Origin of the sequence: Corticimicrobacter sp. (genome assembly GCF_040137905.1) — a bacterium.
GTDB lineage: Bacteria > Pseudomonadota > Gammaproteobacteria > Burkholderiales > Burkholderiaceae_B > Corticimicrobacter.
In genome coordinates, this window is the sequence record NZ_JBEFDG010000010.1 from 62555 (window position 1) to 79378 (window position 16824).

Annotated in this window: 17 protein-coding genes and 1 pseudogene; 9 read left to right on the forward strand and 9 right to left on the reverse strand. The window is 60.7% G+C overall.

Features of this window, described 5'->3' with window-relative positions:
- Positions 1-73: 73 nt before the first annotated feature.
- The 4 genes from ABN482_RS01150 to ABN482_RS01165 all read right to left on the reverse strand — a co-directional run bounded on the left by ABN482_RS01150 (position 74) and on the right by ABN482_RS01165 (position 6976).
- The gene (locus ABN482_RS01150) at positions 74-3898 is read right to left on the reverse strand and encodes a PAS domain-containing hybrid sensor histidine kinase/response regulator (protein ID WP_349502266.1); all 3825 of its coding nucleotides are present in this window, start codon (positions 3896-3898) and stop codon (positions 74-76) included.
- Positions 3899-3901: 3 nt separating this feature from the next.
- Positions 3902-4282, reverse strand: a complete 381-nt coding sequence (locus tag ABN482_RS01155) for a response regulator (RefSeq protein WP_349502267.1) — start codon at positions 4280-4282, stop codon at positions 3902-3904.
- Positions 4279-6252 carry a methyl-accepting chemotaxis protein gene (locus tag ABN482_RS01160; protein WP_349502268.1) on the reverse strand — a complete coding sequence of 658 codons (1974 nt, stop codon included), beginning with the start codon at positions 6250-6252 and terminating at the stop codon, positions 4279-4281. Before ABN482_RS01160 ends, ABN482_RS01155 begins: the two co-directional genes overlap by 4 nt.
- A gap of 106 nt (positions 6253-6358) precedes the next feature.
- The gene (locus ABN482_RS01165) at positions 6359-6976 is read right to left on the reverse strand and encodes a LysE family transporter (protein WP_349502269.1); all 618 of its coding nucleotides are present in this window, start codon (positions 6974-6976) and stop codon (positions 6359-6361) included.
- Positions 6977-7042: 66 nt separating this feature from the next.
- Here ABN482_RS01165 and ABN482_RS01170 point away from each other — a divergent pair, with 66 nt between their 5' ends.
- Positions 7043-7981, forward strand: a complete 939-nt coding sequence (locus ABN482_RS01170) for a LysR family transcriptional regulator (RefSeq protein WP_349502270.1) — start codon at positions 7043-7045, stop codon at positions 7979-7981.
- A gap of 164 nt (positions 7982-8145) precedes the next feature.
- A complete protein-coding gene (locus ABN482_RS01175) occupies positions 8146-8730 on the forward strand; it encodes a LysE family translocator (protein WP_502877212.1) in 585 nt (194 codons plus the stop codon).
- 45 nt (positions 8731-8775) lie between these two features.
- On the opposite strand, the gene ABN482_RS01180 is transcribed toward ABN482_RS01175, so the two are convergent.
- The gene (locus ABN482_RS01180) at positions 8776-9627 is read right to left on the reverse strand and encodes an SDR family oxidoreductase (protein WP_349502272.1); all 852 of its coding nucleotides are present in this window, start codon (positions 9625-9627) and stop codon (positions 8776-8778) included.
- 105 nt (positions 9628-9732) lie between these two features.
- On the opposite strand from ABN482_RS01180, the gene ABN482_RS01185 reads away from it, so the two are divergent.
- Both ABN482_RS01185 and ABN482_RS01190 read left to right on the forward strand, forming a co-directional pair.
- Positions 9733-10185 (forward strand): winged helix-turn-helix transcriptional regulator, encoded by a 453-nt coding sequence (locus ABN482_RS01185; protein WP_349502273.1) that lies wholly within the window; start codon positions 9733-9735, stop codon positions 10183-10185.
- A gap of 22 nt (positions 10186-10207) precedes the next feature.
- Positions 10208-10624: an ester cyclase gene (locus tag ABN482_RS01190; protein ID WP_349502274.1), complete on the forward strand. Its 417-nt coding sequence runs from the start codon at positions 10208-10210 to the stop codon at positions 10622-10624.
- On the opposite strand, the gene ABN482_RS01195 is transcribed toward ABN482_RS01190, so the two are convergent.
- Positions 10621-11013, reverse strand: a complete 393-nt coding sequence (locus ABN482_RS01195; RefSeq protein WP_349502275.1) for a nuclear transport factor 2 family protein — start codon at positions 11011-11013, stop codon at positions 10621-10623. The two genes, ABN482_RS01190 and ABN482_RS01195, sit on opposite strands and share 4 nt — an antisense overlap.
- Before the next feature lie 214 nt (positions 11014-11227).
- Between ABN482_RS01195 and ABN482_RS01200 the strand changes: the two genes are divergently transcribed.
- Both ABN482_RS01200 and ABN482_RS01205 read left to right on the forward strand, forming a co-directional pair.
- The gene (locus ABN482_RS01200; RefSeq protein WP_349502276.1) at positions 11228-12004 is read left to right on the forward strand and encodes a HEAT repeat domain-containing protein; all 777 of its coding nucleotides are present in this window, start codon (positions 11228-11230) and stop codon (positions 12002-12004) included.
- A 10-nt stretch (positions 12005-12014) separates the two neighbouring features.
- On the forward strand, positions 12015-12698 hold the full coding sequence (locus ABN482_RS01205; protein WP_349502277.1) for a DNA-3-methyladenine glycosylase I: 684 nt from the start codon (positions 12015-12017) through the stop codon (positions 12696-12698).
- Positions 12699-12750: 52 nt separating this feature from the next.
- On the opposite strand, the gene mqo is transcribed toward ABN482_RS01205, so the two are convergent.
- Genes mqo through ABN482_RS01220 form a run of 3 tightly spaced genes read right to left on the reverse strand, consistent with a single transcriptional unit; the run spans position 12751 to position 15275 of the window.
- Positions 12751-14253, reverse strand: coding sequence for a malate dehydrogenase (quinone) (gene mqo / locus ABN482_RS01210; RefSeq protein ID WP_349502278.1), 1503 nt, complete (start codon positions 14251-14253; stop codon positions 12751-12753).
- Positions 14243-14647: an AraC family ligand binding domain-containing protein gene (locus ABN482_RS01215; RefSeq protein ID WP_349502279.1), complete on the reverse strand. Its 405-nt coding sequence runs from the start codon at positions 14645-14647 to the stop codon at positions 14243-14245. Before ABN482_RS01215 ends, mqo begins: the two co-directional genes overlap by 11 nt.
- Positions 14648-14678: 31 nt before the next feature.
- A complete protein-coding gene (locus ABN482_RS01220; protein ID WP_349502280.1) occupies positions 14679-15275 on the reverse strand; it encodes a BPSL1445 family SYLF domain-containing lipoprotein in 597 nt (198 codons plus the stop codon).
- On the opposite strand from ABN482_RS01220, the gene ABN482_RS01225 reads away from it, so the two are divergent.
- From ABN482_RS01225 to ABN482_RS01235, 3 genes and pseudogenes are all read left to right on the forward strand, one after another.
- Entirely contained in the window at positions 15274-15486 is a 213-nt protein-coding gene (locus tag ABN482_RS01225) for a hypothetical protein (protein ID WP_349502281.1), read from the forward strand. The genes ABN482_RS01220 and ABN482_RS01225 overlap by 2 nt on opposite strands.
- A gap of 42 nt (positions 15487-15528) precedes the next feature.
- A complete protein-coding gene (locus ABN482_RS01230) occupies positions 15529-16515 on the forward strand; it encodes a DUF1852 domain-containing protein (protein WP_349502282.1) in 987 nt (328 codons plus the stop codon).
- 25 nt (positions 16516-16540) lie between these two features.
- Positions 16541-16824: pseudogene (locus ABN482_RS01235) on the forward strand (methionine synthase); the annotation flags it as partial.

Consider the following 16824-nt stretch of genomic DNA (forward strand, 5'->3'; position numbering starts at 1 on the left):
CTGCTCCGCCAGCCGATCCAGCAAACGCTGGCAAGCCGGTGCGGCGTACCGCTTGCCCGGCAAAGCCCGCCGCTCATGAAGCGGACGATGGCCCGCAACGCTCCTGCTCACGCCGCACCACACGCAGTGCGACATCGGTATTGAAATCCGCCATCGCCTCGGACAGGGCGACAGCGCTGTCACCCAGGGCATCGGCATGCCGCGCCATCAGGTCATCGAACAGGTCGAATGCCGTCATGTCGCTACTTGCCAGCGCATCGGCCAGGGCCGCCAGGCAGGCAGCCAGTTCGTCACCAGACGCGGGCGGGGAACCGGTTTCGGGCGTGCCCACCACCGGCAGCGTCTGCTGTTCCAGCCAGCATGCATGCGCTTCCAGAGCCTCGACCAGCATCTGCTCCAGGCCAGCCACAGCATCATGCCAGTGCGCTGGCAGCGATTGCCTCGGTGCATCTGCATCCATGCCGCCAGCCACGACTTCACGCTCGAGCATCGCGCAGGCAGCCGCCAGGCGATCCGCGCCCGTGGCGGCCGCCGTGCTCTTCAATGGGTGAATGGCGCTGCGCAATGCCCGCGCATCGACCACCTCGAGCGCAGTACGGGCGGCTTCGAGCAGCCGCTTTGCCGCAGGCCGGAAATCCTCCAGCAGGCGACAGTACAGAACCTTGTCCTGCCCCAGTCGCGCCAGGGCAAGTGATGCGTCAAGTACCATTGCCGGTCCTTCCTGCAATGGTGCAGCGGGCTGATGCCGCCTGACCTCCCGAACCGTTTCCATACCCTCAAATCTGCTGCCATCGCGCAGGTGGCGCTGAATCACGGCCACCAGATCCTCCAGATGAAAGGGCTTGCCGATATGGGCATCCATGCCTGCCGCCATGCAGGCGTCCCTGTCTGACTGCATGGCATTGGCCGTCATGGCGACAATGGGCAGTCCGGCATGACGGCCATCCCTGCGGATCGCATAGGTAGCCTGCAGACCATCCATCACAGGCATCTGCATATCCATCAGAACCAGATCGTAGCCGTCCGGTTCGGCATCCAGTGCCTGCAACCCCTGCTGCCCATTGGCAGCCACACGTACCCGCGCGCCCTCCCGTTCAAGCAGGCGGGTCGCCACTTCCTGGTTGATATCGTTGTCCTCGACCAGCAGCAGCCTGACCCCTTCCAGACGGCGCACGGCATGCTCGGACGATGTCGGGGGCATATCCGGTGCGCGGCCACGCAGGGCCGCGCACAGCATCGAAAACGTCAGCGGCTTGCACAGCACCGGCATGCCTGCCTGCGGAGGCCGCGGATGCGAAGTCGCCAGGACAATCGCGGGCGGGCAATCGGGATCCGGGCCATGCCGCAGGCGCTCGATCAATAGCTCGTGACCAGGTGCCTCGGCACTGACCAGCGCCACGGCTGGCCAATCATGCAGAGTATCCAGTACTTCTCCTGCCCGCATCGCATCGCTGCATGCCACCACCTGCCATCCCCCCTGCTGCTCCAGCAACCGGCTCAGCATGGCACGAGAGACCGGATGCGGTTCCAGCAACAAGGCCTGTGCACCACGGGTATCGTGACACACCCCACAAAGATGTACCTGGCGGTCACGACCGGGCTGCAACACGATTTCAAAGAAGAAGCAGCTACCCTTGCCAGGTTCACTGTCAACACGCAACTCCCCGCCCATCAGTTCCACTAGGCGATGGCTGATGGCCAGGCCCAGTCCTGTTCCACCAAAACGGCGCGAAATGGAGGCTTCGGCCTGGCTAAAGCCGGTGAAAATATGCCTCAGGGCTTCTTTGCTGATCCCGATACCGGTATCCAGCACCCGGCACTCCAGCCGGGCACCGCTGTCATCCTGGCTGACCAGGCGCAATGCCAGGCGCACCTCGCCACGCGCCGTGAATTTGATGGCATTGCCGCCCAGATTGATCAATACCTGCTTGAGCCGCAGAGCATCGCCAATCAATACAGCAGGAATGGCTGGATCAATATCGTAGATCAGCTCCAGCTTTTTTTCGCCCAGGGTACCGGACAGGATCGTCGAGACATCGGAAAGCAGTTCATCCAGCGCAAAAGGCTCCGGGTCCAGCTTCATCTTGCCGGCCTCGACCTTGGAAAAATCCAGGATATCGTTGAGGATTTCCAGCAACGAACGCGCTGCCCCTTCCGTCTTGCGCAGCAGGTCGGATTGCTCCGGGCGCACCCCGGTGGTTTCGATCAACTGCAGCAATCCCATGATCGCATTCATGGGCGTACGGATCTCGTGACTCATGTTGGCCAGGAACTGGCTTTTGCTGCGCGAGGCACTGTCCGCATTGACCAAAGCCTGCTGCAGGTCGGTGATGTCGATGCAGAACATGACCCGCATGCCATCTGACGTGGCCGCCACCACACGCTTGATCCAGCGCCCGTTGCTCAATTGCAGGCGTTGCTGGTGCGAAGGCTGGCGCCACATCGCCAACTGACTGGCATACCAGCCATCGGGATCGGCACGTGCCGCCAGATAGCTGCCGGCATCGATCGACAGTCGCAGGATGCGTTCGATCGGCATGCCGATACGGACTTCGTGACGCCGTTCCCCCAGAAGATCCAGGTATTTGTCATTGCACAGCATCAGCCGTTCCTGCGCATCGTAAAGCGCAAAGGCCTCATCCAGCGCATCAATGGCCGAACGCAGGATACGCTCGCTGGTCTCGATGCGCAGCCGCGCCTCGACCTGGGCGCTGACATCCTGTACCGCCCCCACCAGCCGGTGAGCACGGCCGTTGAGATATTCGACCTCGCAACTGACCCGCATCCAGAGCGCAATGCCATCGGCCTGCCGGATACGGATCTCCTGGGAAAATGCTTCGCCGGTGGCCATGGTATGCCGTACCCGCTCCCTGAACGCCTGCCACATCTCGGAAGGCAACGCTACCGGCAGGGCCTCGACCCGCAGTTGTTCTCCCGGCAAGGCCAGGATTTCGCTGGCCGCCTCGGTAAAGTACAGCGTGCGCGTATCCAGATTGCAGTACCAGCCACCGATGCCGGCGATCCGCCCGGTGCGGGCCAGCATGTCGCGGCTGCGCATCAGCGCCGTGATATCGTAGCGGATCGAGACATACTTGGCCGGTTTGCCGTCAGGCCCCGGCATCGAGGCAATCACGCTATCGAGCCAGTACAGTGATCCGTCCTTGGCACGGTTGCAGATCTCGCCATGCCAGATGCCGCCCAGACCGATCGTCTCCCACAGATCGCGCCAGAAAGCCGCGTCATGCTGGCCGGAATTGAACATGCGGTGATTGCGTCCCAGCAATTCGTCGGCACGATAGCCGCTGACCTGCACAAAGCGCTCGTTGACACGGGTAATGCGCCCCTGCAGGTCGGTTTCCGTCACGATGGCATGACGGTCCAGGATATCCAGCACTGTCTGGCGATCACGCAGCGCCAGCAACGTCATGCGACGCTCGTTGCGCTGCTGGTCGATATCGATCTGTACAACCAGGTATCCCAGGAAACGACGCCGGGACAGGTTGTACAGCGGATGCAGCTCGACGATCATGCAGCGCACCTCGCCGCGCTTGCTCCTGAACATGACATCCCGGCGCAATTCGCGACGGGCCTTCAGGGCATCACCGACAATCTGCCGTGCGGCTTCATCCTCGACACTGGCAAACAACAATGCCTGCCAGGAGCGCCGGAGCAGATCCCGCTCGACATACCCCGTCAACTGGACATAGGCATCATTGCACCAATGGATGCAGCCATCGGCATCGAGAAGGCAGGCGGCATCGCTGCGCAGGCGCAGCATGCCCACCATATGCACCAGGCTGCGCCGCGCCCTTTCGTCAGACCAGCGCCAGCCACACCAGCCGCACAGCACCAGCAGTGCCAATATGCCACATGACCAGAGCAGGGCAGGAATCAGCATCGGCTATCCTGGTATCAACTGCGCCAACTCGGTCGCCAGCACATCCAGCGCCAGAGGTTTCTCGATGAAGCCGTTGGCACCCATCTCCATGAAATGATGACGGGTTTCCTCGGTCACATAGCCGGAAATCATCAGCACCGGCAGACGTTTTCCACCCGCCGTGCGTTCGCGTGCACGCAACGCCCGCAGCGTGGCATCGCCACAAGGATGCGGCATGTTGACATCCAGCAGCATCACATCGAAAGACTGCTCGACCAGCAGGCGCAACGCCTTGTCGCCATCGCTTGCCAACGCCCCGGCATGCCCCAGTTCCTTCAGCAACCTGGCTGCAATCCGCAGGTTGAGCACATCATCATCGACCACCAGGATACGCAGTGCCCTCATTCCAGACCGGCGGCACTGCGGATGGCCTGGGTCAGCGTCTGGCCAGCCCGGTGCAACGGACGATTGGTCGCAAGTGCCTGCTCGGCCTCGTCCATCTGCCTGCGGTTGATCAGGTCAGCCACAGCGCCCACCTCGGTATGGAAATTACGATGCGCGCTGACCAGTGTCGCAAAGGCCGGCTCACCTTCGAACTGCTGGCGTCCGGGTCCGAGCAACCATGCGCCCAGCGCGCAGCAGTCATCGCGCCCGGCACGCTGATCAACGGTCAGTTTGCGATTGATCGCATTGCGCAGTGTCACCCGCCATTGCTGATGGCTGGCGATGGCCTGCTCGAAATCGATATGACCGGCATCGTCGATCACATCGCCACGCTGCTGGCGGCGCAGCTCGACGGCATCGGTCTCGGCCAGCGTGGTATCCCTTTCGGTCAGGCGGAATACGCGGATGGTGTTGTGGACCAATGCCACCTGGCGGTTGAGCGAGTTGGCAGATGAGGCCAGATCCTCGACCATCGCGGCATTCTGCTGGGTGATCGAATCCAGCCCGGAGATGGCATCATTGATCTGGCCCACACCTGCCGACTGTTCCTGCGAGGCATGGCTGATCTGTTCGAGAACCGCACTGACTTCGCCGACTGCACCAGTCACCTCGCCCATCCGCGCCAGGGCATCGGCGGCACGCTGGCCCCCTGCCATGACTCGCTGGCCGGACTCTTCGATCAGGCTGCGCACTTCCTTCGCTGCGCCGGCCGTACGCTGGGCCAGTGCCCGCACTTCGGCTGCCACCACGGCAAAGCCACGCCCCTGCTCGCCAGCGCGTGCCGCTTCGACAGCCGCATTCAAGGCCAGGATGTTGGTCTGGAACGCCACGCCCTCGATCACATGGATGATGTCCTGGATGCGCTGCGAAGAGTCTTCGATTTCCTGCATGGTGCTCGCGACGCTCTGCACGGCCCCATTGCCCCGCTCCACGGCCAGGGCAGTCAGGCGGGCACGCTCGGCACCCTGCTGAGCCAGTTGCGTGGTCTGCTGGATGGTGCTGTAGATCTGCGCCATCGTCGCGGCTGTTTCTTCGAGATTGCTGGCCTGCGTCTCGGTACGCGCCATCATGTCCTTGTTGCCGTTGGCGATCTCCTGGGTCCCCCCCAGCAGATTGGCCACTTCATGGCGGACATCGCGCACCACCGTGCGTACCGATACGTTCAACTGTGCCAGCGCCAGTTGCAACTGGGCGACTTCGCCCTTGCCCGTGACCTGGACAAAACGCGACAGGTCGCCACCCGCCATCAGGTTGGCTGTCGCGACAACCTGCCTCAGCGGCCCCAGCATCAGATGCATCATCAGCAAGGCTGCACACACTGCCCCCAGGACCGCGACGGCTGCCACCCCCCACACCGGCGCACTTGCCAATACCGCCACCAGCGGCATGACGGCCGCCAGCAGGGACAGCGCAACGATCTGCCCGCGCATGCCAGGCCTGAGCCAACGCCCCAGGCGTCCAAGCAGCGTGCAGCGCACCACTTCGCCACGCAGCAGGCCGTGCACCCGCCGTCCTTCCGAGGCTTCCTGGCGCATCATGGCATAGAGACTGTCCGCCGCTGCAATCTCGTCATCGGCTGCGCGCGTACGCACCGACAGGAAACCGACAGTGCGCTCACCATCACGGACGGGGGTCACATTGGCCCTGACCCAATAGTAGTCGCCGTTCTTGCGACGATTCTTGACCAGTGCCGTCCAGGGCAGACCTGCCTGGATGGTTTCCCACATATCCCTGAAGGCTTCCTCGGGCATGTCGGGATGGCGCACGATATTGTGTGCCTGCCCCAGCAGCTCCGACGAATTGAAGCCGCTGACAGCGATGAAATTGGAATTGCAGTAGGTAATGCGTCCTTTCAGATCCGTGATCGAGATCAACGTCTGATCGGCGGGAAAGGCATAGGCGTTTTGGGTAACCGGCAGGTTATTACGCATTATTTAAAATCCCGTCGCGTTGTGAAACGAAATTCTAATTCAAGCTCACTTTACCAGCCAGCGATATTAGAGTGTCGGTTTATCGCATCAAACGGATTGATCTAAATCATATTTTCGCAATGCCCAGCAACACACCAAAGCCAACCAGCAAGGCACCAAACCCCCGATCGATCCAGTGGCGCAAAGCCAGGAGTTTCAGCCTCACCTGCCCCGCAGAAAAACACAGTGCCACCAGGCTGAACCAGACGATATGCGCCAGCGAAACAAACACACCATAACCAATCTGCACAGCGAGCGGCGTCTGCGATCCCACCACCTGCATGAACAGGCTGACAATGAAGATCGTGGTCTTGGGATTGAGTGCGTTGGTCAGGAAACCGACCCGCAGCGCCATGAGATCTGAAAACGCCACGACCGGCTGCGCGATATCCTGCTGCTGAACGGTCGGGCGACTGCGCAGCATTTTCACCCCCAGCCAGACCAGCCAGGCCGCCCCCACCAGTTTGACCACGCCAAACAGCCATGGCGACTGCCGGATCAACAGGCCCACACCCAGCAGCGTGTAGGCCACATGCACCAGCACACCCAGCCCGATGCCCAGCGCTGTCAGCACGCCGGCACGCCGCGACAGCACCAGGCTGTTGCGCGTCACCATCGCAAAATCCGGCCCCGGACTCATCACCGCCAATATCGTGATGGTGACAACAGCAAGCAGTTCCGTCATGATTCATTCCAGCACAAATGGGTATAGAGCCGCGATCCTAAGCCATTGCTTACTGAATGAAAAACGATGATTGCTGACCAATATAGTGAGCCAGACTCACAGAATTCTCGACACAGTCTGCCGCCGCTGGGTGCCCTGCGCTGTTTCGAGGCAGCCGCACGTCTCGAGAATTTCAGCCGGGCCGCCGATGAGTTGCACCTCACGCACGGAGCCATCAGCCGGGCAGTGCGTCAGGTGGAGGTACATCTGGGACTGCCCCTTTTTGAACGTCGCCAGCGCCGAGTCTTCCTCAATGATGCCGGCAGGCTGCTGTTTCATGCGGTGCGCGATGGCCTGGAAACGATCCGACAGGCAGCCGACTCCCTGCGTACGCCCCATCACCCTACCCGCCGATGGGTGCTGTCCTGTGAGCCCACGCTGCTGATGCGCTGGCTGATTCCCCGCTGGCCGGCGTTCCAGGCCCGGCACCCCGACCTGCAGATTCACCTGAGCGCAGGGGGCGGCACGTTTGCCTTTGATGACGGTATTGACCTGGCGATCCGTCGCGACGATTTTCCCTGGCCTGCCGGTACACATGCCGACCCGCTCTTTGCAGAACGGGTCGGCCCGGTCTGCCGTCCCGATCAACTTGCCGCCTGGTTTTCCGGCACGGGAACCCAGGCACTGCGGGCAGATGCGCCCAGGCTGCATACACATACGCGCCCGCAAGCCTGGCGCGAATGGGCCAGGCACGCAGGACAGCGTCTCCGCCCTGCCAGGCAGCCGACAGCAGGACACCCCCAATGGTTCGAGCATTTCTATTTCAGCCTGCAGGCAGCCATCGCCGGTCTGGGCGTCGCCATTGCGCCATGGCATCTGGCCTGCGACGACCTTGCCAGTGGCGTCCTGTCGGCCCCGCTGGGCTTTGTGGAAGATGGCTCGCACTACTGGCTGCTGTCTCCCGGCCCCCCTGCCGTCGGAACGGTGCCACAACAATTGCTGGCATGGCTGCGGGAAGTCGCCTGAACTGCAACAAAAAAGATAAGATGTCACGGCAGTGATCTATCTCTCTGCCGCGCATCCAGTACCAGGCAAAAAGTATCCAGCCTGCCCCCGACTTCATCTACAAGCAGCCCGATATCGTGCCCGAAGCCTCCAGCCTGATCGCCTTCGCACTCGTGTCCCTCGGCATGGTGCTCACCCCCGGCCCCAACATGATCTACCTGATCTCGCGTTCACTCTGCCAGGGGCGACGCGCCGGTCTGATTTCGCTGGGCGGCGTCGCCCTCGGCTTTGTGTTCTATATGCTGTGCGCAGCCTTCGGCATTACCGCACTGGTCATGGCTGTTCCATACGCCTACGACGCCTTGCGCATCGGCGGTGCACTTTACCTGCTCTATCTTGCCTGGCAGGCCGTGAAACCCGGTGGCCGCTCCCCCTTCCAGGTACGCGATCTACCTCATGACAGCCCGCGCAAGCTGTTCCTGATGGGATTCGTCACCAACCTGCTCAATCCCAAGATTGCCATCATGTACCTGTCATTGCTGCCACAGTTCATCGCGCCGGATCACGGCAGCGTACTGGCGCAGTCACTGATGCTCGGTTTCGTCCAGATCCTGGTCAGTGTCAGCGTCAATGCCCTGATCGCCATCATGGCCGGCAGCATTGCCGTCTTCCTGGGCGGCCGTCCGCTCTGGCAGGTCATCCAGCGCTGGCTGATGGGTACCGTGCTGACCGGACTCGCGGTACGGATGTTCCTGGAAGGACGGCGCTAGGCCGATACACCCGGCAGGGCGAATCGGCCTCCTGGCCGGCTTGGCTCAGCGTGCTGCCAGCGCCTGTGCCACAGCCTGCTGCAGTGAGGTGGTCGGACGGCCGATCAGCCGGGACAGCGTCTTGTCCTCCGAGAACAGGGCTCCCCTGGATGCTCCGACGTCCCACGAGGCAATGGCAGTTGCCAGGCCTTCCGGCAAGCCGAAACCCACCAGCGCCTTGGCATACTCGGCTTCCGGCAAGTCCTGGTAGACCACCTGCTTGCCACTCTGGCGGCTCACTTCTGCAGCCAGGTCCTTCAGCGTCCAGGCATGATCGCCTGCCAGTTCATAGGTCGCTCCCTCGTGTCCCGTACCGGTCAGGGCTGCGACGGCCGCCTCCGCAAAATCCTCGCGCGTGGCCGAGGCAATACGCCCCTCGCCGGCGCTGCCGATCAGGGCACCATGTGCCAGTGCCGCGTCGAGTGCGCCGAGATAGTTTTCCGTGTACCAGCCATTGCGCAGAATGGTGTACGGCACCCCCGCAGACTTGAGCTCGGCCTCGGTGGCGCGATGCTCGTCCGCAAGACTCAGCGGAGAATGATCCGCCCCCAGCAGGCTAGTATAGACGATACGCTTGACGCCGGCCTGCCGGGCCGCCGCGATGACATTGGCATGCTGGACGGCACGCTGCCCCACTTCGCTGGAAGAAATCAGCAATAGCGTGTCGACACCCGCCAGGGCTGGCACCAGCGTTGCAGGCTTGGCATAGTCGGCAGCGCGTGCCGGCACACCCAGCGACTGCACTTTCTCGGGACTGCGCACCAGCACCACGATCTGGTCGGCAGGCACCTTCTGCTTGAGTTTTTCGATCACGATGCGACCGAGTTGGCCCGATGCACCCGTTACAGCAATAGTCATGAGAATCTCCTTGGTTGAACGAAAAAGCAAACTTCCACTCGACTATAGACCCAATACTGACTTATAGTAAGTACATACATAAATGTAAGCATATAGATATTGGATATGACGACCTCCCCTATCCTGCATGCATCAACCCAACCCGCAGTCGTTGCAGAGCCCACCTCGCTTTCCGAAAAACTGCTGCGCGGCGATGTGATGGCGACGGCCTGCCCATCCCGCGAGATCCTGACCCACCTCACCAGCCGCTGGGGCGTACTCGTCCTGCTGGCGCTGCTGGGTGGTACGCAACGCTTCAGCCAATTGCGACGCAACATCGGCGGCGTCAGTGAGCGCATGCTGGCCCAGACGCTGCAACTGCTCGAGAAAGACAGGATGCTGGAGCGACATGCCCACAAGGTCGTGCCACCCCACGTCGATTACACACTGACACCGCTGGGCCACGAGGCCGCCATCCGCGTCAGGGAACTGGCCGACTGGATTGAATTGAATCTCCCTGCGCTGACGGACGGCGCACAGCCGAACGGACCCGGCGAACTGCCACAACCCGCCCCCTGATACAGACAGACAAGGCATTTCCATGAACACCCATACCGCTATCACCCAGGCTTTCTATCACGCCTTCAACAATAATGATGCCTCAGCCTTCGACCGTATCCTGGCCGCCAGCTGGGTCAACCATCCCGCCGACCCCGGCCAGCCCAATACACCAGCAGGCTTCAAGCGCGCCGTCGAACTGACTCATGCGGCATTCGAGCGCTTCCACATCGACATCGAGGCCGTCGTGGCCGAGCACGATCTGGTCGTCTGCCGGATCACCATGCGCGGGCGTCACGTCGCCGACTTCGACACCTGGAAAGCGTCCGGCCGCGAGGTGTGCTTCAGCGGCATGGACATGCATCGCATCGACGCCGGAAAAATCCAGGAAACCTGGCATTTCGAGAACTTCGACGGACTGAAGGCAACGTCCCAGACCGGGCAGGTGGAGCCCCTCTAGATCATGGCAGCCCGCACCTGCGCACTATCGACATACTGTTCCATGCTGACGATCTGCCCGTCCCGCAGTTGATAGAGGTGAGCAAAGCTCGCTGTCATATGCTTGCCGGTCAACCGATAGGTACCTGAATACATCCCGAACGCAGCCACCCGCTCACCCTCGGCGAGATAGGTATGCACCTTTGCCTGGTAGCCGTCCCACTCCGTGGCCAACCGGTGAAAGACATTGCCGACGATCGCCTCCGGTCCGACATACGTCCCTGCATAGGGAAAACCAGCCGCCTCTGTCCAGGTTGCGTCCGGTGCCAATACTGCGAGCAGATTCCTGCCGTTTTCCTCGGATGTACCTTCGTAGGTAGCGCGAACGATATCCAGATTGCTGTGTGCCATGATGCCGTGTCCCTGTGAGTGAATGCATTGATGCACAATGCGATGCTCTGTATCTTAGGCATACATCATTGACATATAAATACCACCCATACTGACAAACAGTATTCAAAAAGAAAACAATCAGACCAATACCCGGATCGCCTACACTGCACATACCCCTGACACGTCAAGCCAGACAAATCAGCCACCAACCTGCCCCTCCAAGGACCGCAGCTTGAATACGCCATCTCCCCGCAAGGGGGCCACCCGCACCGCCGATATTCCAGCAGACGTGCTGCATGCGCTGTCCTGCGGAGAACTGCAAAGTGCCACGCTGGCCGAAAGCCTGGCGCTGGATCAGGCCCGACTGCTGCGTACCGTATTTCCGGATCTGCCCGGGCACGCATTGCAGGCCGCCGATGCAGCCTGCCAGTTGGGCATTCTCAAGCGCATGGCAGCCATCGGCAACATCCTGCTGGATACGCTGGGCAACGCCGGCCTCGCCATCTGCCAGACACACCCTGCCGACACCGTACGCGGCTGGGCCTGCTTCATGGTCGGCGCACAACCCGACCAGCCTCTTGCAGAACGCCTGGCCGCCATCCAGCCACTGGCGGATGATACCCACTTCGGCGTACGCGAATGGGCCTGGATGGCCATACGCCCGCACCTGGCCGTGCAACTGGAAGCAGCCATTGCCCTGCTGACCGACTGGACCTCCTCCCCGTCCGAACGCCTGCGCCGCTTTGCCTGCGAAGCGCTGCGACCACGCGGTGTCTGGTGTGCTCACCTGACCTCATTCAAGCAACAGCCTGAACGCGCCTTGCCTATCCTGCAACCGCTACGCGCAGACCCGTCCGTCTACGTGCAGGATTCCGTGGCAAACTGGCTCAATGATGCAGGCAAGGATCAGCCCATCTGGGTTGCCGACCTGTGCGCCCGATGGCTGCAGGGACAACCGGTAGCTGCCACGCAGCGGATCTGCCAGCGAGCGATGCGTAACCTGAAATGAAGGAACGACAGTGCAGTTAACCTACCCATGGCTCTACGACACAGTACGCGCACGTTTTGACTCCGATGCCGAACTGGAAGCCTTTCTGCCCCAGGCGCGTACGCCGGACGAATTGCGACACACCCGCGATGCGCAATACCTGTCGGCCATGAGCCGGCGGGTCTTCCAGGCCGGCGTGCAACACACCATGGTCGATGCAAAATGGCCGGTGTTCGAACAGGTCTTCGCAGGCTTCGATCCGGAGCGCATGGCCCGGCTCGACGCAACCGCCATCGAAAACCACATGCAGAACAAACAGCTCATCCGCGACCGCACCAAACTGCAGACCATCCCCGGAAATGCCCGCTTCATCCTCGATATATGCGCAGAACAGGGCGGCAGCTTCGGTGCCTTTATCGCCGCCTGGCCAGTGACCGATATCATCGGTCTGTGGAAGCTACTCGCCAAACGCGGGTCCCGGCTGGGAGGACGCTCGGCCGCCGGCTTCCTGCGCCTGGTCGGCAAGGACACCTTTTTGCTGACCAGCGATGTCGTGGCGCGGCTGGTCGCGGCAGGCATCATTGCCCGCGAACCCACCAGCCAGCGCGACCTGCAGGCCGTGCAGGATGCATTCAATACGCTGCATCAGGAATCGGGCCGACCCCTGTGCCAGTTATCGGCGCTGTGCGCGTTGAGTATTCATCCGGCGTTCTAGGACGGCTCAACCGTTATATTGCAGGAATCGGGCCACTCATGGCCCGTCCTGCTCAGACAAACGCCAGATTCAGCGTGGCCGCCGTTGATTGCCGGATCTCGCGGCAGGCATCGGCATCCACCCTGAGGTCCACGCCGTAGGTCGGGATGATCGCCTTGAGCCGGGGCAGCCAGCCCGTCGGCGTCAACCTGTCGGCAAAGCATTTCTGCAACACCTCCAGAGCGATGAAAGCAGCCGTCGATGCGCCCGGAGATGCACCCAGCAAGGCCGCCAGCGACTTGTCGGCCGACGCGATCAGTTCGGTACCGAACTCCAGCATCCCCGCCGTATCCTTGCCCGGCTTGATGATCTGCACACGCTGCCCGGCCACGGCAGTTGCCCAGTCATGCCGGCGCGCATTCGGATAGAACTGGCGCAGCGTTTCGAACTGATGTGCCGGGCTCTGCAACACCTGCGACACCAGGTACTCGGTCAGTTGCCAATTGTCCTTGGCCACGTCCAGCATCGGCAGGACATTGCCGGGACGCACGGAGCGGAACAGGTCGGTCAGCGAACCATGCTTGAGGAAACGGCTGGAAAAACCGGCATACGGCCCGAACAGCACCGATTTCTTGCCGCCGATGATGCGTGTATCCAGGTGCGGCACCGACATGGGCGGAGAGCCATGCGCCGCCTTGCCATAGACCTTGGCATGATGGCGCTCGCTGACGTCCGTCACATCACAGCGCAGCCAGATACCGCTGACAGGAAAACCGCCATAGCCATGTCCCTCCGGGATACCGGATTTCTGCAGCAGCTCCAACGCCCCGCCACCCGCGCCGATAAAGACAAACCCTGCCTCCAGACGTTGGTGCTGGTGTGTCACCGTATCCTTGACATCGATACCCCACTTGCCATCCGGTGTACGTGCCAGATCCGTCACTTGCTTCAGGTAGTGCACTGAAACACCGGGCTGTGCCGTGACCTGCCCAATGAGCAAGTGCGTCAGTGCACCATAATCCACATCGGCCCCCGTCAAGATGCGCGTGGCGGCCACGGGGTCGTTGCCGGTACGACCTTCCATGATCAGCGGTGCCCAGGCCTCGATCTGCTTCGGGTCTTCGCTGTACTCCATGCCGTGATAGCAATGGTGAGCCGACATCTCCTGAAAGCGACGACGCAGGTAGGCCACATTCTCCTGCCCCCACACAAAGCTCATGTGTGGACAGGGATGGATGAAGGCCTGCGGATCCGGAATGGCGCCTATTTTGACCAGATAGGACCACAATTGGCGCGACAGATCAAACTCGGTGTTCACCTCCAGCGCCTTGGAAATATCTACGCTGCCGTCAGCACGCGCAGGGGTATAGTTCATTTCGCAATTGGCGGCGTGGCCCGTACCGGCGTTGTTCCAGCCATGCGAACTTTCCTGGGCGCAATCCTCCAGCACCTCCAGGATCACGATATTCAGCGATGGCTCAAGTTCTTTCAGCACCGTCGCCAACGTGGCACTCATGATGCCGGCACCCACCATGACGATATCGGCACGGGCAGGCATGTTGTGATCAATTGGCATGCGTGTTCCCCTGAGTCGGCACGAACGGCACCCTGGCATCCGGCGACAGGATCACATAGGCCCGTCGCCATGGGTCGGTCCCCAGCAAGCGCCAGCGATGCCCGCCTCCCGCGGTATCTTCAGCCCACAGTACATCACCCGGATTCAATTGAAAACGCGCACCACTGCGCGTTTCGAACTCCAGCGTACCACTCAGTGTCAGGACCAACTGGTGCTCGGGCGCTTCGTGCCAGTCAAAACTGCCACCACCGCTGGTTTCCCGAAACGAGATGCTCCGTGCCCCGGCGACGCTGCTGATGCTGTCGCCACGCTCACCGGCGGGCAGATCAATCTGCCCTTCGGTGAAGTGGGACTCGCCATCTGCGCCGGTTGTCAGGTGTATACAACGAATCATGCAATGCGCTCCCTAACAGGCCGGCACGCGATCAAAGGTCAATTTGCTGAATGCTGTTGCCTTGCAAGGACACGCCGGCAGACAGCCCCGCATTGTTCAGGACAAATCCGACTACCGGCGAATTGACCGTATTGGACGAAATCTGGCCATTGGCCCCGATATTGGCAATCGCGACATTGGCATCGGCCCCGATCGTCCAGTTCTGCTTTTTGAGCAGGAAATTGTCCAGCGCCTGCTGGGTCATGAACAGCAGGATCGTTGCCTGCGACTGCGCGCCGGCCTGAAAGCCGATCGAACCGCCACCCGTGCTGTAGTAGCCGGCATTCTGGCCATTGATACGCAACTCACCGCGGCCATACTCTCCGCCCACGATAAAGCTGGCACCCACAACCGACGGGAACACCAGGACGCCCTTGGCCTCCTGCACCATCTGTCGCGCCGCCGGAGCTGCCTCGTACAGGCGCGTCAGCGTCGCATCATAGCCGCTGTTGATGACGGCACGCTGCTCGGCCACGGTCGCCTGGCTGGTCTGCGTAGTGGTCGTGCAACCGCTGAGCACTACTGCTGCACCGGCCAGCAATGCACTGGCGAGAACAGGACGCAAGGAAAAGGGATGGACTTGTCGCATGGGAATCTCCTGGGCTGGACTGCAAGGTGGTTCCGCCGGCGGCGGGCAGGGTTCAGTATATATGAGAAAAACTAATACTAGCGTGAAATTAATTCAAACCCCTCATCATTGGCTCATCATAAAATGCACACTTTCCCTGATTGTAGATCACTATAAAAAACATCAATCAAAAAATCCAGAAAACAAAATCAATAATTCTGGAAAAAAATAAATCAATTCAGCTCCACCTCAGAATTCAGGATTCCACGCTGCAATGAATAACGATTTTACCTTTACCCTCAAGAGCATTCGTTTCGACGAGAATTACCAGCCCTCGGACAACACGCGCATTACCACCAATTTTGCCAATCTGGCCCGAGGCAGCAGCCGCCAGGAAAACCTGCGCAACACCTTGAGGATGATCAACAATCGCTTCAACGCACTGGCCCATTGGGACAATCCCAACGGCGATCGTTATGCAGTCGAGCTCGACATCATTTCCATTGAAATGCAAATGGGTGCCGCCAACGCTGGCAACGCCCTCCCCCTGATTGAAATATTGAAGACCCACATTATCGACCTGCGCACCAATACACGCATCGAGGGCATCACAGGAAATAATTTCTCCTCTTATGTGCGGGATTATGACTTCAGCGTCTTGCTGCTGGCACACAACCAGAACCAGCCTGGATTCAGCACGCCAGAAAATTTTGGCGACCTGCATGGCAAGCTGTTCAAGCACTTCGTTAATTCAAGCACCTACCGGGAGCACTTCAGGAAGCAGCCTGTCATCTGCCTGAGCGTATCGAGCAGCAAGACCTACCATCGCACAGAAAACCAGCATCCCGTACTGGGCGTGGAATACCAGCAAGACGAATATTCCCTGACCGACGAATATTTCGACAAGATGGGATTGAAGGTCCGCTATTTCATGCCGCCGGGCAGCGTAGCCCCCCTGGCATTTTATTTCTCTGGCGACCTGCTCAACGATTACACCGACCTTGAGCTGATCGGCACCATCAGCACGATGGAAGCCTTCCAGAAGATCTACCGGCCTGAGATTTACAACGCCAACTCTGCAGCAGGAAAATCCTACCAGCCCAGCCTGAAACACCAGGACTATTCGCTCACCCGAATTGTCTATGATCGGGAAGAGCGCAGCCGACTGGCCATCGAACAGGGCAAGTTTGTCGAAGAGCACTTCATCAAGCCACACCAGACCCTCCTCGCGCAGTGGTCCGCCGCCCATCACGCGCTTTGATTCGCAAAAAACAAGGTTACTCATCATGAAGAAATTGCTCCCCACCTCCACCGCCGGCAGCCTGCCCAAACCCGCCTGGCTGGCACAGCCGGAAACGCTCTGGTCCCCCTGGAAGCTGCAAGGCGAAGAGCTGGTTGAAGGCAAACAGGATGCCCTGCTGCTGTCCCTGCAAGAACAACAGCTGGCTGGCATCGACATCGTCAGCGATGGCGAGCAAACCCGCCAGCACTTTGTCACGACGTTCATTGAGCACCTCAGCGGCGTCGATTTCGAAAAGCGTGAAACCGTCAGGATCCGTGATCGCTATGA